The following is a 19,068-nucleotide window of genomic DNA, read 5'->3' as shown; positions in this document are numbered from 1 at the left end:
ACCGCCCCGGCCGCCGCGGCTCAGGCCGCCACCGCCGCCTCTTCCCGCAACAGTCGCCGCAGCACCTTGCCGGTGGCCGTGGCCGGCAGCGCGTCGTGGAACCTCACCCGGCGCGGCACCTTGTACGGCGCCATGTTCTCGCGCGACCAGGCGATCAGCTCGGCTTCGGTGAGCGCCATGCCGCTCATGCGCACGATGTGGGCGCAGACCACCTCGCCCTTGTCCGGGTCCGGCATCGGTGTCACGGCCACCTGCCGGATGGCCGGGTGGCGCGACAGCAGCGCCTCCACGTCTTCCGGGAACACGCTGTAGCCCGACACCTTCATCAGTTCCTTGATGCGGCCCTGCCATTGCAGGTAGCCGTCGGGCGAGACCTGGCCGATGTCGCCGGTGCGCAGGAAGCCGTCCTGCATCGCGGCCCGCGTTGCCTCGTCTCGCCGCCAGTAGCCGCGGAACACGCCCGGGCTGCGGATCGTGATTTCGCCCGACCGGCCCGGCGGCAGTTCGGCGCCGGTGTGCGGATCGACGATGCGAACCTCGGTCTGCGGCACGATCTTGCCGTGCCAGCCCCAGCGGGGGGCATCGGGCGGCATGACGGCGTCGCAGGTATGCGTTTCCGACAGGCCGTAGGCCGCTTCATAGATGCGGCATTGCGGCCCCGCGAAGGCGCGCCATCGATCGGCGATCGCCTCGGTCAGCGGCGCGCCGAAACTGGTACACGGGTTGCCGATCAGCGAGGCCATGCGGTACTGCCCGGCTTCGGGATGCGCCATCACCGCCAGATTCATCGGCGTCATGCTGTACCACCAGGTGACGCGATAGCGGTCGATCGCCTGCAGCACGGCCAGCGGGTCGAAGCGATACAGCAGGATGGTCGGCGCGCCCGCGTACAGCATCAGGTTCATGCCCATCAGCATGCCGGCGATGTGCGACAGCGGCGCCGCCGCCAGCAGTACGTCGGCGGCCTGGATGCCGCTCGTCTGCACGGTCACGGCGGTCTTGTACAGCGCGTTGCGGTGGGTGAGCATGGCCCCCTTGGGGCGCCCGGTGATGCCGGACGTGTAGACCATCAGCGCCACCTCGTCCAGGTCGACCTGGATCGCGGTGACGGCATTGCGCTCGGCCACGTCCACCGGCTCGCCCAGCAGCCGCATGAGGTCGAACTGACCGCTGCTGCCGGCTTGGCCCCGGCCCACCGGGGCGGACGCGATATCGGCGGCGATCAGCTCGGGCGGCACCGCCAGCGCCTTGCGGCAGGCGGGCTGCGCCGGCTGCAGGTCGGCATAGCGCGTGGTGATGACGGTGTCGACCGAGGTGCCCGGCCGCGCGGCTTCGACGATGGGCATCAGGTCGGCCGCGGCAACCAGGACCTTGGCGCCGCAATCGGCCAACTGGTCGTGCAGTTCATGCTGGCGCGACAGCGGCAGGCATGGCACCGCGATGGCGCCCAGCTTGGCGGCGGCCAGATGCGCCAGGATGGCCTGCGGACAGTTCTGCAGGAACAGGGCGACACGATGCCCACGCGCCACGCCGAGCCGCTGGAACTGCACGGCCAGCCGCGTCGACAGCTGATCGAGTTCGCGCCAGCAGATCGTGCGGCCGTACCACAGCAGGGCGATGCGCTCGGGGGTCTGCGCGGCGTGATGCGCGCAATAGCGGTGCAGCGGCATCTCGCCCGCGAGATACTCGACCGGTTCGCGGTTATGGGCGGTCATGGCGTGTCTCCTCGGTCCGGTGTCGCCGCTGGGCGACGCGCCGGCTGTGTGCTGGCAGCCCTCGATCCGGGGTGCTCGTGACGGTGGGCTTCGATGGTATCCATCGCTCAAGTATGGCAACCGCCGCTTCCGGTTGCCGCCCCGATTTGCGCAAAAGGCCGTTCCATTCCCGAAGACGGACGGAATGCGATCCTGCGCCGCGTGGGCTCCATGAAAATCTACCGTACGGTATAGAGTCTCGTCGTAAATCCGCTGCTACGTCAATCGGTGAGAAGCGGGAGACCGGTTTCCCCGCAACCCGTGCGAGGCATGCAAGGAGTACATGTTGATGCACGGGAGCGTGTACTCACATCCAATGCGCCATTCCGCGCGATAAATTGCTTGGTCCAATACCAAAATTTGAAGTCGAAAAAGATTTGCTCTATTTTTGACAACAAATCATGTGAGAGGCCGGAATGGATCGCTTGCAGTCGATGCGCGTGTTCTCCAAGGTGGTGGAGCTCGGCAGCTTTGCCCGGGCTGCGCAGCATCTGTCGATGTCCAATGCCGTGGTCACCCGCTACGTGGCCGACCTGGAGGCCCATCTCGGCACGCGCCTGCTCAACCGCACCACGCGCAGCCTGTCGTTGACGGACGTGGGCGAGACCTATCTGCAGCGCTGTCAGCAGATCCTGCTGGACATCGATGAAGCTGAATCGCTTGCCACATCGCGCAGCCAGGCGCTGGTCGGCAGCCTGCGCATCGTCGCGCCGGTCATGTTCGGGCTGCACGTGCTGCCGATGCTGCTGGCGCGCTTCCAGCAGCTCTACCCCGAGGTGACCTTCGACGTGGCACTGTCGGACCGTCCGATCGATATCGTCGAGGATGGGCGCGACGTCGGCATCATGGTGTCGGAACTCGGCCTGGGCTCGCATCTCGTGGCGCGCCGGATGATCTCTGCCGAGATGGTCATGGCGGCCACCCCCGCCTACCTGCGCCAGCACTCCACGCCGCAGCGCGCCGAAGACATCGCCGACCACCGCGTGATCGCCATGTGGCATCCGCAACTGCGGCACGAGTGGGAGATGACTGCGCCGGACGGCCAGTCGATCGCGGTGCCGGTGCAGCCGTCGCTGGTGACCAGCAACGCCGAGCTGATGCACCGCGCGGTGCTGGCCGACATGGGGATCGCCATCCTGTCGTCTTACATGGCGCGGCCGGATCTGGAGTCGGGGCGGCTGGTGCGCGTGCTGCCGCAGTACAAGCTGCCGCACCGATCGCTATCGCTGGTCTACCCGAGCCGCAAGTTCCTGCCGACCAAGGTGCGCACCTTCATCGACTACATGCTGGCCCAGGCGATGGAGGCCAAGCAGAGCGAGGCCCGCGCCGGCCGCGCGCTGACCGAGGCCGCATAAGCGCGCAGCCGGCCGATTCAGGCGGCGCCCAAAGCAGAACGGGAGGCACACTGTCCTCCCGTTTTTTTTGCATCGATGCCGGCCCGGCCGACGGCCAAGGTCAGGTTTCGCTGGTGCTTTCCTCGTCGGCCTCGGTGGCCGCCTTCTTGCGCGCAGGGGTCTTCTTGGCCGCTGCCGTGGTCTTCTTGGCGGCAGTCTTGGCCGGTGCCTTGGCTGCCGCGGTTTTCTTGGCTGCAGTCGTGGTCTTCTTGGCGGCGGCCTTGCCCTCGCCGCGCGGCTCGAACTCGAAGCCGATCTTGCCGTCCGGCTGCTTGACCAGGAACGCCTTGAAGACCCGGCCCGTGCGCGCCGACTTGAAGCCGGTCAGCAGGTCGGTCTTGCCCTCGGCGAGCAGCTTGTGCAACTGCTCGCGGCTGATCTCCTGCTGCAGGATGATCTTGCCGGTGGTGAAGTCGCACGTCTTGGGCTGGGCGACCGCGTTCTCGCACACGTACTTCAGGCCGTGCTCGTAGACACTGCCGCTGCACTTGGGGCAATGCCCGACGCTTTCCTGGCCGCTGAAATCGACCGGCTCGCCGTCTTCGTCGCCATCGTTCTGGCCGAAGTCGAACTCCATCTTCCAGTGGCCGTCTTCCTGCGCCAGCTTGAGGATGGCCGCGAACGGCCGGCCCATCTTGCTGCGGAAGCCCTGCAACGGACCGATGGTCTTGTTGATCAGCAGCTCCTCGACTTCTTCCAGCTCGAACTGGCGCCCGCCCGGGATCTTGCTGATCGAGAAATCGCAGTGGCTGCAGGCGAAGCGGCGGTAGTTCTCCTTGACCACGTGGCCGCACTGCGGGCATGGCGTGGACAGCGTCGCGTAGTCGCCGGGGATGGTGTCGCTATCGTATTCCTTGGCGCGCTTGACGATCTGCTGCGTCATCTGCGCGATCTCGCGCATGAATTCGTCGCGCGCCAGGCGGCCGCGCTCGATCTGGGCGAGCTTGTGCTCCCACTCGCCGGTCAGCTCGGCCTGCGTCAGTTCTTCCACGCCCAGGCCGCGCAACAGCGTCATCAACTGGAACGCCTTGGCGGTGGGGATCAGCTCGCGGCCTTCGCGCAGCAGGTATTTCTCGGTCAGCAGCCCTTCGATGATGGCGGCGCGCGTGGCCGGCGTGCCCAGGCCCTTGCCGGCCATGGCCTCGCGCAGCGCGTCGTCATCGACCAGCTTGCCGGCGCCTTCCATGGCCGACAGCAGCGTCGCTTCGTTGTAGCGCGCGGGCGGCTTGGTGGTCAGGCTGACCGGCTCGACCTTGTCGGTCTTGACCTTCTCGTCCTTGGCCACCGGCACCAGGTTGCCGCTTTCCTTGTCGTCTTTGCTTTGCGATTCGCGGCCGTAGACTACCAGCCAGCCCGGGTTCACGAGGACCTTGCCTTCGGTCTTGAAGTGATGGCCCGCCACCTCGGTCACGCGCGTGGTGACCAGGTACTCGGCCGCCGGGAAGAACACCGCGAGGAAGCGGCGCACCACCAGGTCGTACAGCTTCTGCTCGGGCTCCGACAGGTTCTTCGGCGCCTGCAGCGTGGGGATGATGGCGAAGTGATCGCTGATCTTGCTGTTGTCGAAGATCCGCTTGTTGGGCTTGACCCACTGGCTGGCGAGGATCTTCTTCGCGTGCGGCAGGTAGTTGTGCGAGCTGTCGGCCAGCATGTCCAGCGTCTGGCGCACCGTGCCCAGGTAGTCTTCGGGCAGCGCGCGCGAATCCGTCCGCGGGTAGGTCAGGACCTTGTGCTTTTCATACAGTGCCTGTGCCAGGCCCAGCGTGTTCTTGGCCGAGAAGCCGAAGCGGCTGTTGGCCTCGCGCTGCAGGCTGGTCAGGTCGAAGAGCGCCGGCGACATCTGCGTCGACGGCTTCGATTCTTCGGTGACCGTGCCCGGCTTGTCGCGGCATGCGGCGACAATACTCAGGGCTTCGGCCTCGCTCCACAGCCGCGATTCGCGCTGCTCGGGGTCGAACTCGCTCTTCTTGAACTTCGGGTCGAACCAGCGGCCCTCGTACAGGCCGGCCGCGGCGATGAACTCGGCGCGCACTTCCCAGTAGTCGCGCGGGACGAAGCGCTTGATCTTCTCCTCGCGCTCGACCACGATCGACAGCGTCGGCGTCTGCACGCGGCCCACGGTGGTCAGGAAGAAGCCGCCGCCCTTGCTGTTGAAGGCGGTCATGGCGCGCGTGCCGTTGATGCCGACCAGCCAGTCGGCCTCGGAGCGGCAGCGGGCGGCGTCGGCCAGCGGCAGCATCTCGTTGTCGCTGCGCAACTGGGCAAAGCCGTCGCGGATGGCCTGCGGCGTCATCGATTGCAGCCACAGCCGCTGGATCGGCAGCTTGGTGTTGGCGTGCTGCGCGATCAGGCGGAAGATCAGTTCGCCCTCGCGCCCCGCGTCGCAGGCGTTGATGAGGCTGGTGACGTCCTTGCGCTTGATCAGCCGGGTCAGAACCTTCAGCCGCGATTCCGATTTGGCGATCGGGCGCAGGTCGAAGTGCGGCGGGATCACCGGCAGGTGCGCGAAGCTCCATTTGCCGCGCTTGACTTCGTATTCATCGGGGGCCGCGATTTCGACCAGGTGGCCGACCGCCGACGAAAGGACGTGGTCGTCGCTTTCGTAGTACTCGTCGTGCTTGGTGAAGCCACCCAGCGCGCGCGCAATATCAGCGGCGACCGACGGTTTTTCGGCAATGATCAGAGCCTTGGACATGTGAGCGCAAGCAATCGGGTCAAAATGGGGTCGCTTCTATTATTAGCGACCGTTCGCGTAGGTTTTGTAGAGTCTTATGGCTCCACTCGCCGACTTCAAGTGTCGTCGGCGCCTGTTGCCGCGCGAGATCGGGCGGCTGCCCAGAATTCGGCCGCCAATCATAAGCGCGGTTCCTTGGCAGGCGCAATAGAGCGGCGCTTACATCTCTTGTATTTGTCAAGAGCCCTGCGTCAAGCCGCGTGCAATAACCAGCCACGCAAATCCGGCGCCACGGGCACCGCTTGGGCCGACGCCAGGTCGCGCGACAGCAGCCCCTCGACCACACCCGCGTGCGGCAGCACCGGACCGAAAAACAACACCCGGCCGTTCTCCCGGCCGCGCTGGACCAGCAGCGTCGGGAAGTTCTCGACGTCGAGATCGCCCAGCGCGTCGGCGTGGTCCTCGATATCCACCCAGACGAAGCAGTGCTGCGGATAGCGTGCGGCCAGGTTCGCGAAGGTGGCGCGGTAGCTGCGGCAGGTGCCGCACCACTCCGCGCACAGGCAGGCGACCAGCAGGTCACCCGCGCGGATGCGGGCATGCAGTGCGTCGGCGTCGGTGTCGGGGGAGAGCAGCGGCATGGGGCGGTCGGCAAAAAGGTCGCCCTATTGTAGACAGGTGCTATGGCAGCCGCAGAAAGCGTCCGCCCGGTTGGCGCTCGATGTGGCCTGCCAGCTCCAGCGCCAGCAGTTGTGCCGACAGGTTGGCCGCGGTTTGGCCGGTGCGTTCGCACAGGGTGTCGAGGTCGACCGGGTCGAAGCCGAGCGCATCGAGCAACGCGGTTTCCGCGGCCGTTGCCGCCGGACGTGCGGCCGGGGCGGATGCGGGGACAGGTGCCTGGGCGGCCGTGCGCGGTGTCCGTGTCGCTGGCGTCGGTGTGCGGCTCCAGCCCAGTTCGTCCAGGATGTCGGCCGCCGTCTCGACCAGCTTGGCACCCTGCTTGATCAGCAGGTGGCAGCCCTTGGCCAGCGGCGAATGGATCGAGCCGGGAATGGCGAACACATCGCGCCCCTGCTCGGCGGCCAGCCGGGCGGTGATCAGCGAACCGGATTGCGCGGCGGCCTCCACCACCAGCAGTCCGCGCGCGAGCCCGGCGATCAGCCGGTTGCGGCGCGGGAAGTTCTCGGCCCGTGCCCCCATGCCGAGCGGGTACTCCGACAGGATCAGCCCGGCTTCGGCGATGCGGTGTGCCAGGGCTCGGTTCCGGGCCGGGTAGACCATGTCCAGCCCCGTGCCGACCACCGCGATGGTGCTGCCGGGCCCGGTCAGCGCGCCGTCGTGTGCGGCGGCATCGATGCCCAGCGCCAGCCCCGAGACGATCGTCACGTTGGCGGCGGACAGCGCCTGCGCGAAGGCGCGGGCGTTCTCCAGACCCTGCGCGGTGGCGCTGCGCGCGCCGACCACGCCCACCGCCGCAGCCCGCAGCAGCGAGACATCGCCCTTGGCATACAGCAGCGTCGGCGGATCGGGGAGTTCCAGCAGCCGGGGCGGATAGCCACGGTCGGCCAGCGTGAAGATGGCATTGCCCGGTTCGGCGGCCCAGGCGGCAGTCCGCTCGATCAGCGCGGCGAGCGCTTCGTCCGGCTCGGCCAGCAGCGCGCGCGCTTGTCGTTCAGGCAGCACCTTGGCGAGTGCCGCATAGGATTGACGGAAGATGTCCTGGGGTAGCCCGAAAGCGGCCAGCAGTTGCCGCGCGGCGACGGGGCCGATGCCCGGCGTTTCCGTCAGCCGCAGCCAAGCGGCCAGCTCGGCGGGATCGCGTGTGGCGTCGAGGGGATCGGCGGGAGCGGTCGCGGCGGGCGCCGCGACCTGTGAGGCATCGATCAAATCAGGCAGGTGTGACGTCAGGGCTGCGTCGTCGGGCTGATGGCTGCATCGCCCACTTCCACCGTGTTCGACGCATCCGTCACCAGCGCATAGGCCACGTGCTGGAACACGCGGAACACAAAGGCCAGGCCATAACGTTCCTCGGGCAGCTGCACGGGCTCGTTGCCCGCGGTCGTGTCGTTGACCACCTTGCCCGCGCGCGACAGCGCCAGTACATGGCCCGGCTCCAGCCCGTTGGCGCTGCCGATGTTCAGCACGACCACCTGGTCGGACCCGCCGAACTGCACCCCGCCGGTGACCTTGGCGACCGCGCCGCGGATCTCGCCTTCCGGCGCATGCGGGGAGTAGCGCACCGGCTCACGCGCCGGTACCGGCATCAGGTGGGTGCCGACGCCCATCTCTTCCTTGGACGACAGCACTTCCATCTTGGAGACGGCTTGCGGGCCGGTGGCCGCGCGCACCACGCGCAGGGTACCGAGGAAGTCGGCCTCGTAGCCGAGCACGGTGCCGGTGACCGGATCCTTGAGCGGCTTGACCGGGCGATATGCCTGCCACACGGTGCCGGGCTGGCCGGCTTCGCCATCGGGCAGGCCGCGGGCGTAGGCGTTTTCGCCCTTGCCCATATAGACGCGCGCCTCCGGCAGCTCGAAGATGCGTGCCGGCGTGGCCAGCGTTGCTTCATCCACCACGATCGGCTGGGTCAGGAACGGCTCGATGACCGAAGAGGGAATGCTGGAGATGGCGTCGCCGTCCTGGCCGGCCACGCGCGTATGCGGCGACAGGCGCACCGTGCTGCCCTCGGCGGAAGCCGGCGAGCTCGACAGCCAGGCGCGGCCGTTGGCATGGTGCAGGTACAGGATCTGGCCCGGATAGATCAGGTGCGGGTTGCGGATCTGCTCGCGGTTCATGCCCCACAGTTCGGGCCAGCGCCACGGCTGCTTGAGGTACTTGCCGGAAATGGCCCACAGCGTGTCGCCGCGGCGCACGGTGTATTGCGCGGGCGCTTTGGGCGAGAGGGCGGATTCGGGGATCCCGGCTTGCGCGGCCGCCGTGGCCTGCGCTTGTTGTGCCGGCGAGACAGTCCGCTCGGCGGCGTGCGTGGCGCCCGCGCAGAACAGCGCTGCCGCGGCAACCGCCGAGAGGGCGCAAACGTAAGACTGGCGCGGTTTCATGGCGGGCTTGGACAGCATCGGTGTGTTACGATGGCGCATTATTCTTTGAAGAATCGGCGAGTGGTCCGCGTACGTAGTGTCCGACGCCCGGCCGCCGCCGCTGCGCGCTTGCGTGTCGCAGCGAGAGGGGTGTGGCATCGAACGTTCGTCAGGCTTTTTCCTAAGCCATGTGGCGGATAGCGCCCCCGATTCTGCATGACATTCGAAGCGACCGCAATTGACGGCGATCCGCCGTCTGCGTGGCCTTCCGCAACCGTTGTTGCCAAGCATCATGGCCCTACTGAATATCCTGCAATACCCCGATCCGCGGCTGCACAAGGTCGCCAAGCCGGTGGCCGTCGTGGACGACCGCATCCGCAAGCTGGTGGCCGATATGGCCGAGACGATGTACGACGCGCCCGGCATCGGCCTGGCCGCCACGCAGGTCGACGTGCACGAGCGGGTGATCACGATCGACGTATCGGAATCGCGCGACGAACTGCGCGTCTTCATCAACCCGGAGATCGTCTGGGCGAGCGAGGCGCGCAAGGTCTGGGACGAAGGCTGCCTGTCGGTGCCCGATATCTACGACAAGGTGGAGCGGCCGGACCGGGTGCGCGTGCGTGCGCTCAACGAGAAGGGCGAATCCTTCGAACTGGAAACCGACGGGCTGCTGGCGGTTTGCATCCAGCATGAGATGGATCACCTGATGGGCAAGGTGTTCGTCGAGTACCTGTCACCGCTCAAGCAGAACCGCATCAAGATCAAGCTCAAGAAGCACCAGCTCGAGCGCGCGCGCTGAATTCCGTGACGCCCGATGCCGAAGCGCCTCCCCGTTCCGTGCCGTTGATGACGCTGTCCGAAGCCGACGGCGGTGCCGCTTCGCGCCGTCTGCCGCTGCTGCTGGTACGCCACTGGCGCTGGGCCATCATGCTGATGGTGGCCGCTTACTTCATTGCCGGCACCTTCTGGCGTGCGCCGTGGAAGGCCGATGAGCCGTACTCGTTCGGCATCGTGCTCAATATCATCGAGCGCGGCGACTGGATCGTGCCCAATGTGGCGTTCGAGCCCTTCGTCGAGAAGCCGCCGCTGATGTACTGGAGCGGCGCGCTGGCTGCGCTGGCGGTGCCCGAGCTGCCGCCGCACGAGGCCGTGCGGCTGGCCGTGCTGTTCTGGATGGGGCTCACCTGCCTGGCGGTCTGGCGGACGGCCCGCCTGCTGCGCGCCGAAGCCCGCGACTGGCGCATGCGGATCGGCGCGCAACTGGCGCGGGGGCCCGCGCCGACGCTGGCCGAGCGCCGGGTGGCCGGCCTGGATGCCGGCAGCACCGTGCTGCGCGACTATGCGCTCGGCGCCCTGCTGCTGTTCGTGGGCTGCATCGGGCTGACGGAGCACATCCACAAGTTCATCGCTGATGTGCCGCAACTGGCCGGCACCGCACTCGCGCTGTACGGCCTGGTGCGCTATGCCAAGGCCTGCGAGGCGGGCGGTGCGGACGGCGTGGAGGTGATGCGGCCGGCGCTGTGGTTCGGCACCGGCCTGGGCGTGGCCTTCCTCGGCAAGGGTGTGCTGGTGCCGGGGCTGTTCGCGCTGACGGTCGTGGTGGCGATGGCGCTGCTGCCCGACTTCCGCAGCCGGCAGGCGTGGCGCTTCTATCTGGTGTCGCTGCTGGCGGCCTCGCCGTGGCTGCTGGTCTGGCCGGTGCTCTTCTGGCGCGAGTCGCCGGACCTCTTTATCGAGTGGTTCTGGATCAACAATATCGGCCGCTTTTTCGGCTTCACCCATCTGGGCGGCGAGAAGAGTTCGCTGGAGGTCACGGTCCGATCGATCCTCCTGACCGGCACGCCGGCGGTCTGGCCGGCGCTGAGCGTGCTGGGCGTGTCGCTGTGGAAGCTGGCGCGCCAGCGCGGACGCGGCGCGCGCGCGGCATGGCTGCTGCCGTACCAGGGGCACCTGGTCGTGGCGCTGTTCGTGCTGGCGACGCTGGCCGTGGTGCTGCGCTCGGCGGTGCTGCGCGATGTGTATCTGATGCCGCTGCAGCCGGCGCTCGCGCTGCTGGGCGCGCCCATGCTGCTGCTGATGCCGCCGGCATGGCGCGCGCGCATCTGGGGCGCGCTGGTTGCGCTGTTTGCTGCGATGGCGCTGGTGGTCTGGGGCGTGTGGGCGGCGATGGTGACCAGCAGCGGCGCGTGGCTGCCGGGCTGGCTGGCCAAGTCGCTTGGCCGGGTGCTGCCGTTGCCGTACGACATGCTGGTGCATCCCGTGGCCGTGCTGGCGGCGGTGGGCATGACGGTGCTGTGGGCGGTATGCATGTGGCTGCGCCCGGCGCGTTCGGGCGTGGTGGCGTGGGCGGCCGGCATCGGCCTGGTCTGGGGGCTGCTGGGCACCCTGCTGATGCCATGGATCGACGATGCGCGCAGCTATCGTCCGCTGTTCCAGGCCATCAAACCGGTGCTGGAGTCGGCGCAGGTCTGCGTGGCGACGCGCGGCATGGGCGAGAGTGAGCGCGCGCTGATGCATTACGAGACCGGCGTGCGTCCGGTCAAGTGGCTGCTCGGCCATAGCGGCACCGGCGATGAGCACCGGCCCAACCCGGCGGCGCGCACCTGCGATCTGATGCTCGTGCTCGAAAAGCGGCCGGAGCACCGCCTCCGCCGCCCGCGTGGCGACGACTGGGAGCTGGTGTGGCGCGGCAGCCGTCCGGGCGACACCAATGAAACCTTTTCGCTGTTCCAGCGGCGCAGCACCAGTGTGGCGGAGGCCCTGCCCGCGCCCGAACCGATCGTGCCGCTGACCGATACGCAGCACCGCGGTCGCCCATAACCCCGGCGCCGTCGGCGCGGCGCGCTTTCCTGCCCTTTCCGATCCATGACTTCCACGCTACGCGTTGCGTTCGCCGGCACGCCCGAGTTCGCGCAGATCGCCCTGGCGGCGCTCCACCAGGCCGGCCTTCCCATCGTCGCCGTGCTGAGCCAGCCGGACCGCCCGGCCGGGCGCGGCATGCATCTGCAGGCCAGCCCGGTCAAGCAGTACGCCGTGTCCCACGGGCTGGGGCCGGTCCTGCAGCCGCCGTCGCTGCGGCGCACCGGCAAGTATCCGCAGGAGGCAGCCGCGGCGATCGACGCGCTGTCCGCCCAGCAGCCGGACGTGATGGTGGTGGCGGCCTACGGGCTGATCCTGCCGCAGGAGGTGCTGGACCTGCCGCGCTTCGGCTGCATCAATATCCATGGCTCGCTGCTGCCGCGCTGGCGAGGCGCCGCGCCGATCCACCGCGCCATCGAAGCTGGTGATGCCGAGACCGGCATTACGCTGATGCAGATGGACGCGGGCCTGGACACGGGCGACATGATCGCCATGGAGCACGTGCCGATCGGCCTGACCGACACCACCGGCACGCTGCATGACACGCTGGCGGCGCTCGGCGGCCGCATGGTGGTGGAGGCGCTCGCCAGGCTGGCGCAGGACGGCAGCCTGCCCGCCACGCCGCAGCCGGCGGAGGGCGTCACCTATGCCGAGAAGATCGCGAAGGAGGAGGCGGCGCTGGACTGGTCGCGGCAGTCGGCCGCGCTGCTGCGGCAGGTCCATGCCTTCAACCCGTTTCCCGGCGCGTCGGCTGAACTGGACGGGGTGAGCATCAAGTTCTGGCAGGCCGAGGCCCTGCCCGACCGGCCCGCCGATGCGCAGCCCGGCGCCGTGCTCGCGGCCGATGCCGATGGCGTGGTGATCGCCTGTGGCGCCGGTGCGCTGCGTGTGACACAGTTGCAGAAGCCGGGCGGCAAGCGCCTGCCCGCGCGCGAGTTCCTGCAGGGTTTGCCGATCCGGCCGGGGCAGCGCTTCGCTTCGCGCGCCTGAATTTCCCGCTGTCTTTCCTGGAAGGATTGCCGCCATGAGTACGCTGGGCATCATCAACCTGCCGGTCTTCATGTTTGCCGTGCTCCTGCTCAACGTGACGCCCGGGCCGGATACCGCCTATATCGTCGGGCGCAGCGTGTCGCAGGGGCGCGCGGCGGGGCTGATGTCGAGCCTGGGTGTGTCGGCGGGGTGCTGCGTGCACGTGCTGGCGGTGGCCTTCGGGCTGACGGCGCTGCTGGCCGCGTCGGCCGTGGCGTTCACGGTGATCAAGGCGATCGGCGCGGCGTATCTGATCTATCTGGGCGGCCGCATGCTGCTGGCGCCGGCCGGGAGCGACGACGCGCCCGTGGCGCAAGCGGTCGCCACTGCCCGCCGTCCGCTGCGCGCGCTGTTCATGCAGGGGTTCCTGACCAATGTGCTGAACCCGAAGGTGGTGCTGTTCTTCCTGTCGTTCTTCCCGCAGTTCGTCGATCCGGGCGCGAGCCACAAGGCGGCGGCGTTTCTGGTGCTGGGGGCGGTGTTCATCGTGATGTCGACGGCATGGAACAGCCTGGTCGCCTGGGTGGCGGCCAGCGTCACGCGCCGGGTGGCGGGCAAGCCGGGCATCAAACGCTGGCTCGACCGCGTTGTCGGGACGGCGTTCATCGGGCTGGGGGCGCGGCTGGCGTTCACGACCCGATGACGCGCGGTTGCGGCGGCCATGGCCGGATGCGGCGAAATACCGCGCAACCCCTTGAATTTTCAGCGCTTAGCGCGATCTAAGAGACTCGAACGTACGGACCCACAGGAGCCACGCCCCCATGTTCAACTGGATCAAGACCTTCATGCTGATGGCAGCGATCACCGCGCTGTTCATCGTCATCGGCGGCATGATCGGCGGACGCAGCGGGATGATGCTGGCGCTGCTGTTCGCGCTGGGCATGAATTTCTTCTCGTACTGGTTCTCCGACAAGATGGTCCTGCGCATGTACAACGCGCAGGAAGTCAGCGAGACCACCGCGCCGCAGTTCTACCGCATGGTGCAGGAGCTGGCGGGGCGCGCCGGCCTGCCGATGCCGCGCGTCTACCTGATCGACGAAGCCCAGCCCAACGCCTTTGCCACCGGCCGCAACCCGGAGCATGCGGCGGTCGCGGCCACCACCGGCATCCTCAACATCCTGAGCGAGCGCGAGCTGCGCGGCGTGATGGCGCACGAACTGGCACACGTGCAGCACCGCGACATCCTGATCTCCACCCTCTCGGCCACCATGGCCGGCGCGATCTCGGCACTGGCCAACTTTGCGGTGTTCTTCGGCGGGCGCGATGAGGAAGGCCGGCCGGTCAACCCGATCGCCGGGATTGCCGTGGCGATCCTCGCGCCGCTGGCGGCATCGCTGATCCAGATGGCGATCTCCCGCGCGCGCGAGTTCGAAGCCGACCGCGGCGGCGCGGTCATCAGCGGCGACCCGCAGGCGCTGGCGTCGGCGCTGGACAAGATCCATTGCTTTGCCGCCGGCATTCCGTTCGCGGCGGCGGAGGCGCATCCGGCCACCGCGCAGATGATGATCATGAACCCGCTGCACGGCGGCGGCCTGGCCAACCTGTTCAGCACGCACCCGGCCACCGAGGAGCGCATCGCGCGCCTGATGCACATGGCGCAGACAGGGACCTATCCGGCCTGAGCCCGCGCTTCCTTTATACTTGCGCCGTCCGCACGAGCCCGCCCACCACGGGCTCGTTGCTTTTCCACCGTCCGCTTTCCGCCGTCGTCGATGCGTCTGCCGCCCGATTCCCTCGCCCATGCCCTGTCGCTCGCCGCTGCCGTCATCGGCCGGTTGCGGCAGGGGACGGCGCTGCCGCAGGCCATCGATGCCGCATGCCCGGGCCAGCCCGGTGCCACGCGTGGCGCGGTGCAGGATCTCGCCTATCGCGCCACACGCTGGCTCGGCAGCGCCGATTGGCTGATCCGCACGCTGATTCCGCGCCCGCCCGCCGAGGGTGCGGCCAACCTGTTGCGCGTGGCGCTGGCTCAGTTGCTCGACACGCCGCAGCCCTATGCACCTTTCACGGTCGTCGATCAGACCGTGCGTGCTGCCTCGGCCGACCCGAAGCTCGCGCACGCCAAGGGCATGATCAACGGGGTGTTGCGGCGTTTCCTGCGGGAGCAGGCGGACCTGACGGCCGCCATGCAGGCCGATCCGGTCGCGGCGATCAACTATCCGGCCTGGTGGATCGGTGCCGTGCGCGAGGCCTACCCCGAGGCGTGGCAGGCCATCCTGGCGGCCGGCAACCGTCGTCCGCCGATGGTGTTGCGCGTCAATCCGAGCCGCGTGCCGGTCGAGGCCTACCTCGCGCGGCTGGCCGAGGTAGGCATCGAGGCTGAACGCATCGGCGCGCAGGCCGTGCGCCTGGCGCGCGCGATGCCGGTGGGCGATCTGCCCGGCTTCGCCGAGGGCGATGTCTCGGTGCAGGATGCGGGCGCGCAACTCGCGGCGGCGCTGCTCGATGTGGCGCCCGGCCAGCGTGTGCTGGATGCCTGCGCCGCGCCGGGCGGCAAGACCGGCCATCTGCTGGAGCTCGCCGACGGCCTGGACGTGGTCGCGCTCGAATCCGATGCCGCGCGCGCCGCGCGCATCGGCGAGAACCTGGCGCGGCTGGGGCAGACCGCCACCGTTTGCGTGGGCGACGCGGCCAAGCCCGATGCCTGGTGGGACGGCCGCCCGTTCGACCGCATCCTGGTCGACGTGCCGTGCTCCGCGGCGGGCATCGTGCGGCGTCATCCGGACATCCGCTGGCTGCGCCGTCCGGCCGATCTGCCTGCGCTGGCCGCGCTGCAGCGGGACATCGTGAGCGCGCTATGGGCATGCCTGAAGCCCGGTGGCAAGCTGGTTTATGTCACCTGTTCGATTTTCCCGACGGAAGGTGAGGCCCAGGCCCGATGGTTTGAAAGCCGTCTGCAAGATGCGATACGATTGCACGCGCCCGGCCAGTTGCTGCCGGCCATGCCCGAGGCGGCTGGCGGCTTCGTTCCTGGCGTCTCATCCCTGCCGCTCGACCACGACGGCTTCTATTACGCGGTGTTCCAGAAACGGCCCTGATGCGACGACCGTTGTGACTGCATTCCTTCGCCCATCGACCTGGCTGCCGGCGGTGCCCCGGTTCCGGCAAGTTCTGCATCGGCTGGTCGTGCTGGGCATGCTGTGCCTGTGGTGGCCGGCCGCGGCGCCGGCGCAGACCATCGAAGTCGGGCGCACGCAGCTGGAATACGCCGACGGGGGCTGGAACCTCTCCGCCGATTTCGATTTCGATCTGCCGGGCAACCTCGAAGATGCCGTCAACAAGGGCATCGCGCTGTATTTCCTCGTCGAGTTCGAACTGATCCGTCCGCGCTGGTACTGGTTCGACGACCATGCCGTCAGCGCGACCCGCGTGGTGCGGCTGTCGTACCACCCGCTCACGCGCCAGTACCGGGTCTCGACCGGTGGTCTGCAGGTGCCGTTCTCGCGGCTGAAGGACGCGGTCGACTTCATGCAGCACGTGCGGGGCTGGCGCGTGTTCGAGCAGCGCGCGGTCAAGGCCGGCGAGGCGGTGCAGGCCGAAGTCCGCATGCGCCTGGATGTGTCCCAACTGCCCAAGCCGTTCCAGATCAACGCCGTCAACACGCGCGACTGGAATCTCGGCTCCGACTGGAAGCGCTTTTCGTTCGTGGTGCCCAACGAACCGGTGCCGCCCGCACAGCCGCCCGCGCCGCCGGCGCAGCTGCCCACGAGCGCGCCGCCCGCCGGTCCGGCGCCGAACCCGGCCGCCTCTCCCGCGTCCGGCACGCTGGGCCTGTCGCCCAATCCGGGCTGGGGCATGGGCGCGGGGTCGGGCAACAATGCGGCATCGCTGCTGCTGGCCCCAGCCAAATGATCTTCGATCGCAGCTACAAGCGCCTGCTGTACCAGGTGGTGGCCGGCACCATCGTCTTCCTGGCGATCGTGCTGGTCGGCCTGCTGGCGGCCGCCTCGGCCAATACCGAGTTCTTCGATCGCTACTTCACCCTGCTCTACAAGGTCAACCTCGTCATCGGCGTGCTGCTGGTGGTGATCATCGGCGGGCTGATGCTGGCGCTGGCGCTGCGCGCGCGCCGCGGTAAGTTCGGCACGCGGCTGATGACCAAGCTGGCGGTGTTCTTCGGCGTGGTGGGTGTGCTGCCGGGCGTGCTGATCTACCTGGTGTCGCTGCAGTTCGTCTCGCGCAGCATCGAGTCGTGGTTCGACGTGAAGGTGGAGTCGGCGCTCGAGGCGGGCCTGAATCTCGGGCGCACCACCATGGACGCATCGCTGGCGGAGTTGCAGAACAAGGGCCGCCTGATCGCCGAGCAGCTTGGCGATGGCTCGATGTCGGCCACCGCCATCACGCTGAACCGGCTGCGCGAGCAATTCGGCGTGCAGGAGGCGACCATCTTCACCGGCAGCGGCCGCGTGGTGGCGACGTCGTCGAACACGTATGACACGCTCGTGCCGGAGTTTCCCAGCCAGGCCGTGCTGGAGCAGGCGCGCACGCCGGGCGGCTATGCCAGCCTGGAAGGCGGCAGCGACAGCGCGGCCGACGGCGAAGCCGCTTCGGCGCCCGCTGCGCGCGCGGGCGGCCGCCGCAGCGATCTGTACCAGCTCCGGGTGGTGCTGGCGCTCGGAACCATGGCGCGCGACGATGCCGCGCTCACGCCCCATACGCCGGTGCGCAAGTGGGCTGGCTCGGGTCTGCTGGCCGATCGCCGTTCGGACGACAGCAGCACGCGCGGCTTTGGCCTGATTGGCGAGGCCGGGCGCGAGGAGCGCTTCCTGCAGCTGGTGCAGCCGGTGCCGCAGGCGCTCGCGCGCAACGCCGACGCCGTGCAGCGGGCCTACCAGGAATACCAGGAGAAGGCGCTCGGCCGCACCGGCCTGCGCAAGATGTACATCGGGACGCTGACGCTGACGCTGTTCCTCGCGGTGTTCATTGCGGTGATGCTGGCGCTGCTGCTCGGCGCGCAGCTGGCGCGTCCGCTGCTGATGCTGCTGCAGGGCACGCGCGAGGTGGCCGAGGGCGACCTGTCGCCCAAGCGCGAGCTCCACACGCGCGACGAGCTCGGCCTGCTGACCCAGCAGTTCAACCAGATGACGCGCCAACTGGCCGATGCGCGCCGTGCCGTGGAGCAGAATCGCGCGGCGCTCGAGCAGTCGAAGGCCTATCTCGAGAGCGTCCTGACCAACCTGACGGCCGGCGTGTTCGTGTTCGATCACCGCTTGGTGCTGCTGACCGCCAACCCCGGCGCCGAGCGGATCTTCAAGCAGCCGTTTGGCGCATGGGTCGGCCAGTCCCTGTCCGGCATCACGCCGCTGCAGGCGTTTGCCGGCACGCTCGAGCATGCCTTCGCCGAGCACGATGTGAGCGCCGCGGCCGGCGGCGCGGCGGCCCACTGGCAGAAGCAGGTGGAGATTCCGCTGGCGGACGAGGACGAGCCCCTCACCCTGCTGGTGCGCGGCACGCGGCTGCCGGGGCCGTCGGTGGACGCGCGCGGTACGGAGCGCGGCTACGTGGTGGTGTTCGACGACATCTCCGACGTGATCTCGGCGCAGCGCTCGGTCGCCTGGGGCGAAGTGGCCCGGCGGCTCGCGCACGAGATCAAGAATCCGCTCACGCCGATCCAGCTCTCCGCCGAGCGCCTGGAGATGAAGCTCTCTCCCAAGCTGACGGACGCCGATGCCGAGGTGCTGCGGCGCGGCGCGACCACCATCGTCAACCAGGTCGCGGCGATGAAGCGCATGGTCGACGACTTCCGCGACTATGCGCGCACGCCGCCGGCCGTGCTGCAGGACCTCGATCTGAACGCGCTGTGTACCGAGGTGCTGCACCTGTACGGCATCGATCACCCGGGCCAGAGCGATCACGCCGTCATCGCGGTCAGGCTGGGCGAAGGCCTGCCGCTCATCAAGGGCGACCCGACGCAGTTGCGGCAGGTCATCCACAACCTGCTGCAGAACGCGCAGGACGCCGTCGCCGACAACGAAGCGGCCGGGCGCCCCGCTGCGCATGTCATGTTGCAAACTGACACGGTAGAATACGACGACGCCTCGGGCGCGCGGCGGCAGGCGGTCCGGCTCGGCATCGCGGATAACGGGACGGGTTTCTCATCCCGCATCCTCAACCGCGCATTCGAGCCGTACGTGACGACCAAAGCCAAGGGCACTGGATTGGGCTTGGCCATGGTGAAGAAGATCATGGACGAGCACGGGGCGCGCATTGAATTGCGCAACCGCCAGTCGGGCACCGACACCGTCGGCGCCCAGGTTTCCATTCTGTTCGTAAAACTTGCCTAGCGCGGTAGGCGATCCCGCCGCACATAGAGGAAA

General features: G+C 68.4%; 14 protein-coding genes. 9 read left to right on the top strand and 5 right to left on the bottom strand.

The window, feature by feature from the left end; translation table 11 throughout:
• Positions 1-20: 20 nt before the first annotated feature.
• Positions 21-1,715: an AMP-binding protein gene (locus tag GO999_RS16385; protein ID WP_211906411.1), complete on the bottom strand. Its 1,695-nt coding sequence runs from the start codon at positions 1,713-1,715 to the stop codon at positions 21-23.
• Between the two features lie 455 nt (positions 1,716-2,170).
• Here GO999_RS16385 and GO999_RS16380 point away from each other — a divergent pair, with 455 nt between their 5' ends.
• Complete coding sequence (locus GO999_RS16380; protein ID WP_011000032.1) at positions 2,171-3,109, top strand: LysR family transcriptional regulator; 939 nt, start codon at positions 2,171-2,173, stop codon at positions 3,107-3,109.
• A 100-nt stretch (positions 3,110-3,209) separates the two neighbouring features.
• Here the strand turns inward: GO999_RS16380 and GO999_RS16375 are convergent, their stop codons facing one another.
• From GO999_RS16375 to GO999_RS16360, 4 genes are all read right to left on the bottom strand, one after another.
• On the bottom strand, positions 3,210-5,843 hold the full coding sequence (locus GO999_RS16375) for a DNA topoisomerase III (protein ID WP_211906410.1): 2,634 nt from the start codon (positions 5,841-5,843) through the stop codon (positions 3,210-3,212).
• Positions 5,844-6,073: 230 nt separating this feature from the next.
• Positions 6,074-6,463, bottom strand: coding sequence for a thioredoxin family protein (locus GO999_RS16370; protein ID WP_020830850.1), 390 nt, complete (start codon positions 6,461-6,463; stop codon positions 6,074-6,076).
• A gap of 40 nt (positions 6,464-6,503) precedes the next feature.
• The gene (gene dprA / locus GO999_RS16365; protein WP_016722608.1) at positions 6,504-7,709 is read right to left on the bottom strand and encodes a DNA-processing protein DprA; all 1,206 of its coding nucleotides are present in this window, start codon (positions 7,707-7,709) and stop codon (positions 6,504-6,506) included.
• 17 nt (positions 7,710-7,726) lie between these two features.
• A complete protein-coding gene (locus GO999_RS16360; protein ID WP_011000036.1) occupies positions 7,727-8,899 on the bottom strand; it encodes a LysM peptidoglycan-binding domain-containing protein in 1,173 nt (390 codons plus the stop codon).
• Positions 8,900-9,152: 253 nt separating this feature from the next.
• On the opposite strand from GO999_RS16360, the gene def reads away from it, so the two are divergent.
• The 8 genes from def (at position 9,153) to GO999_RS16320 (ending at position 19,035) form a co-directional block, all read left to right on the top strand.
• The gene (gene def / locus GO999_RS16355; RefSeq protein WP_011000037.1) at positions 9,153-9,662 is read left to right on the top strand and encodes a peptide deformylase; all 510 of its coding nucleotides are present in this window, start codon (positions 9,153-9,155) and stop codon (positions 9,660-9,662) included.
• A gap of 47 nt (positions 9,663-9,709) precedes the next feature.
• Positions 9,710-11,683 (top strand): ArnT family glycosyltransferase, encoded by a 1,974-nt coding sequence (locus tag GO999_RS16350; RefSeq protein WP_211906409.1) that lies wholly within the window; start codon positions 9,710-9,712, stop codon positions 11,681-11,683.
• A 45-nt stretch (positions 11,684-11,728) separates the two neighbouring features.
• A complete protein-coding gene (fmt, locus tag GO999_RS16345) occupies positions 11,729-12,712 on the top strand; it encodes a methionyl-tRNA formyltransferase (RefSeq protein ID WP_011000039.1) in 984 nt (327 codons plus the stop codon).
• Between the two features lie 34 nt (positions 12,713-12,746).
• The gene (locus GO999_RS16340) at positions 12,747-13,394 is read left to right on the top strand and encodes a LysE family translocator (RefSeq protein ID WP_028860038.1); all 648 of its coding nucleotides are present in this window, start codon (positions 12,747-12,749) and stop codon (positions 13,392-13,394) included.
• Between the two features lie 118 nt (positions 13,395-13,512).
• The gene (htpX, locus tag GO999_RS16335) at positions 13,513-14,373 is read left to right on the top strand and encodes a zinc metalloprotease HtpX (protein ID WP_211906408.1); all 861 of its coding nucleotides are present in this window, start codon (positions 13,513-13,515) and stop codon (positions 14,371-14,373) included.
• A gap of 90 nt (positions 14,374-14,463) precedes the next feature.
• Positions 14,464-15,789, top strand: coding sequence for a 16S rRNA (cytosine(967)-C(5))-methyltransferase RsmB (gene rsmB, locus GO999_RS16330; protein WP_011000042.1), 1,326 nt, complete (start codon positions 14,464-14,466; stop codon positions 15,787-15,789).
• Between the two features lie 13 nt (positions 15,790-15,802).
• Complete coding sequence (locus tag GO999_RS16325; protein WP_197361135.1) at positions 15,803-16,603, top strand: DUF4390 domain-containing protein; 801 nt, start codon at positions 15,803-15,805, stop codon at positions 16,601-16,603.
• Positions 16,600-19,035, top strand: coding sequence for a sensor histidine kinase (locus tag GO999_RS16320; protein WP_019717341.1), 2,436 nt, complete (start codon positions 16,600-16,602; stop codon positions 19,033-19,035). The genes GO999_RS16325 and GO999_RS16320 overlap by 4 nt, the downstream gene beginning before the upstream one ends.
• The last annotated feature ends 33 nt before the right edge of the window (positions 19,036-19,068 follow it).

Origin of the sequence: Ralstonia nicotianae (genome assembly GCF_018243235.1) — a bacterium.
Classification (GTDB): domain Bacteria; phylum Pseudomonadota; class Gammaproteobacteria; order Burkholderiales; family Burkholderiaceae; genus Ralstonia; species Ralstonia nicotianae.
Note: the sequence above shows the minus strand (reverse complement) of the source record. Positions and strands in the feature narration are given on the sequence as shown.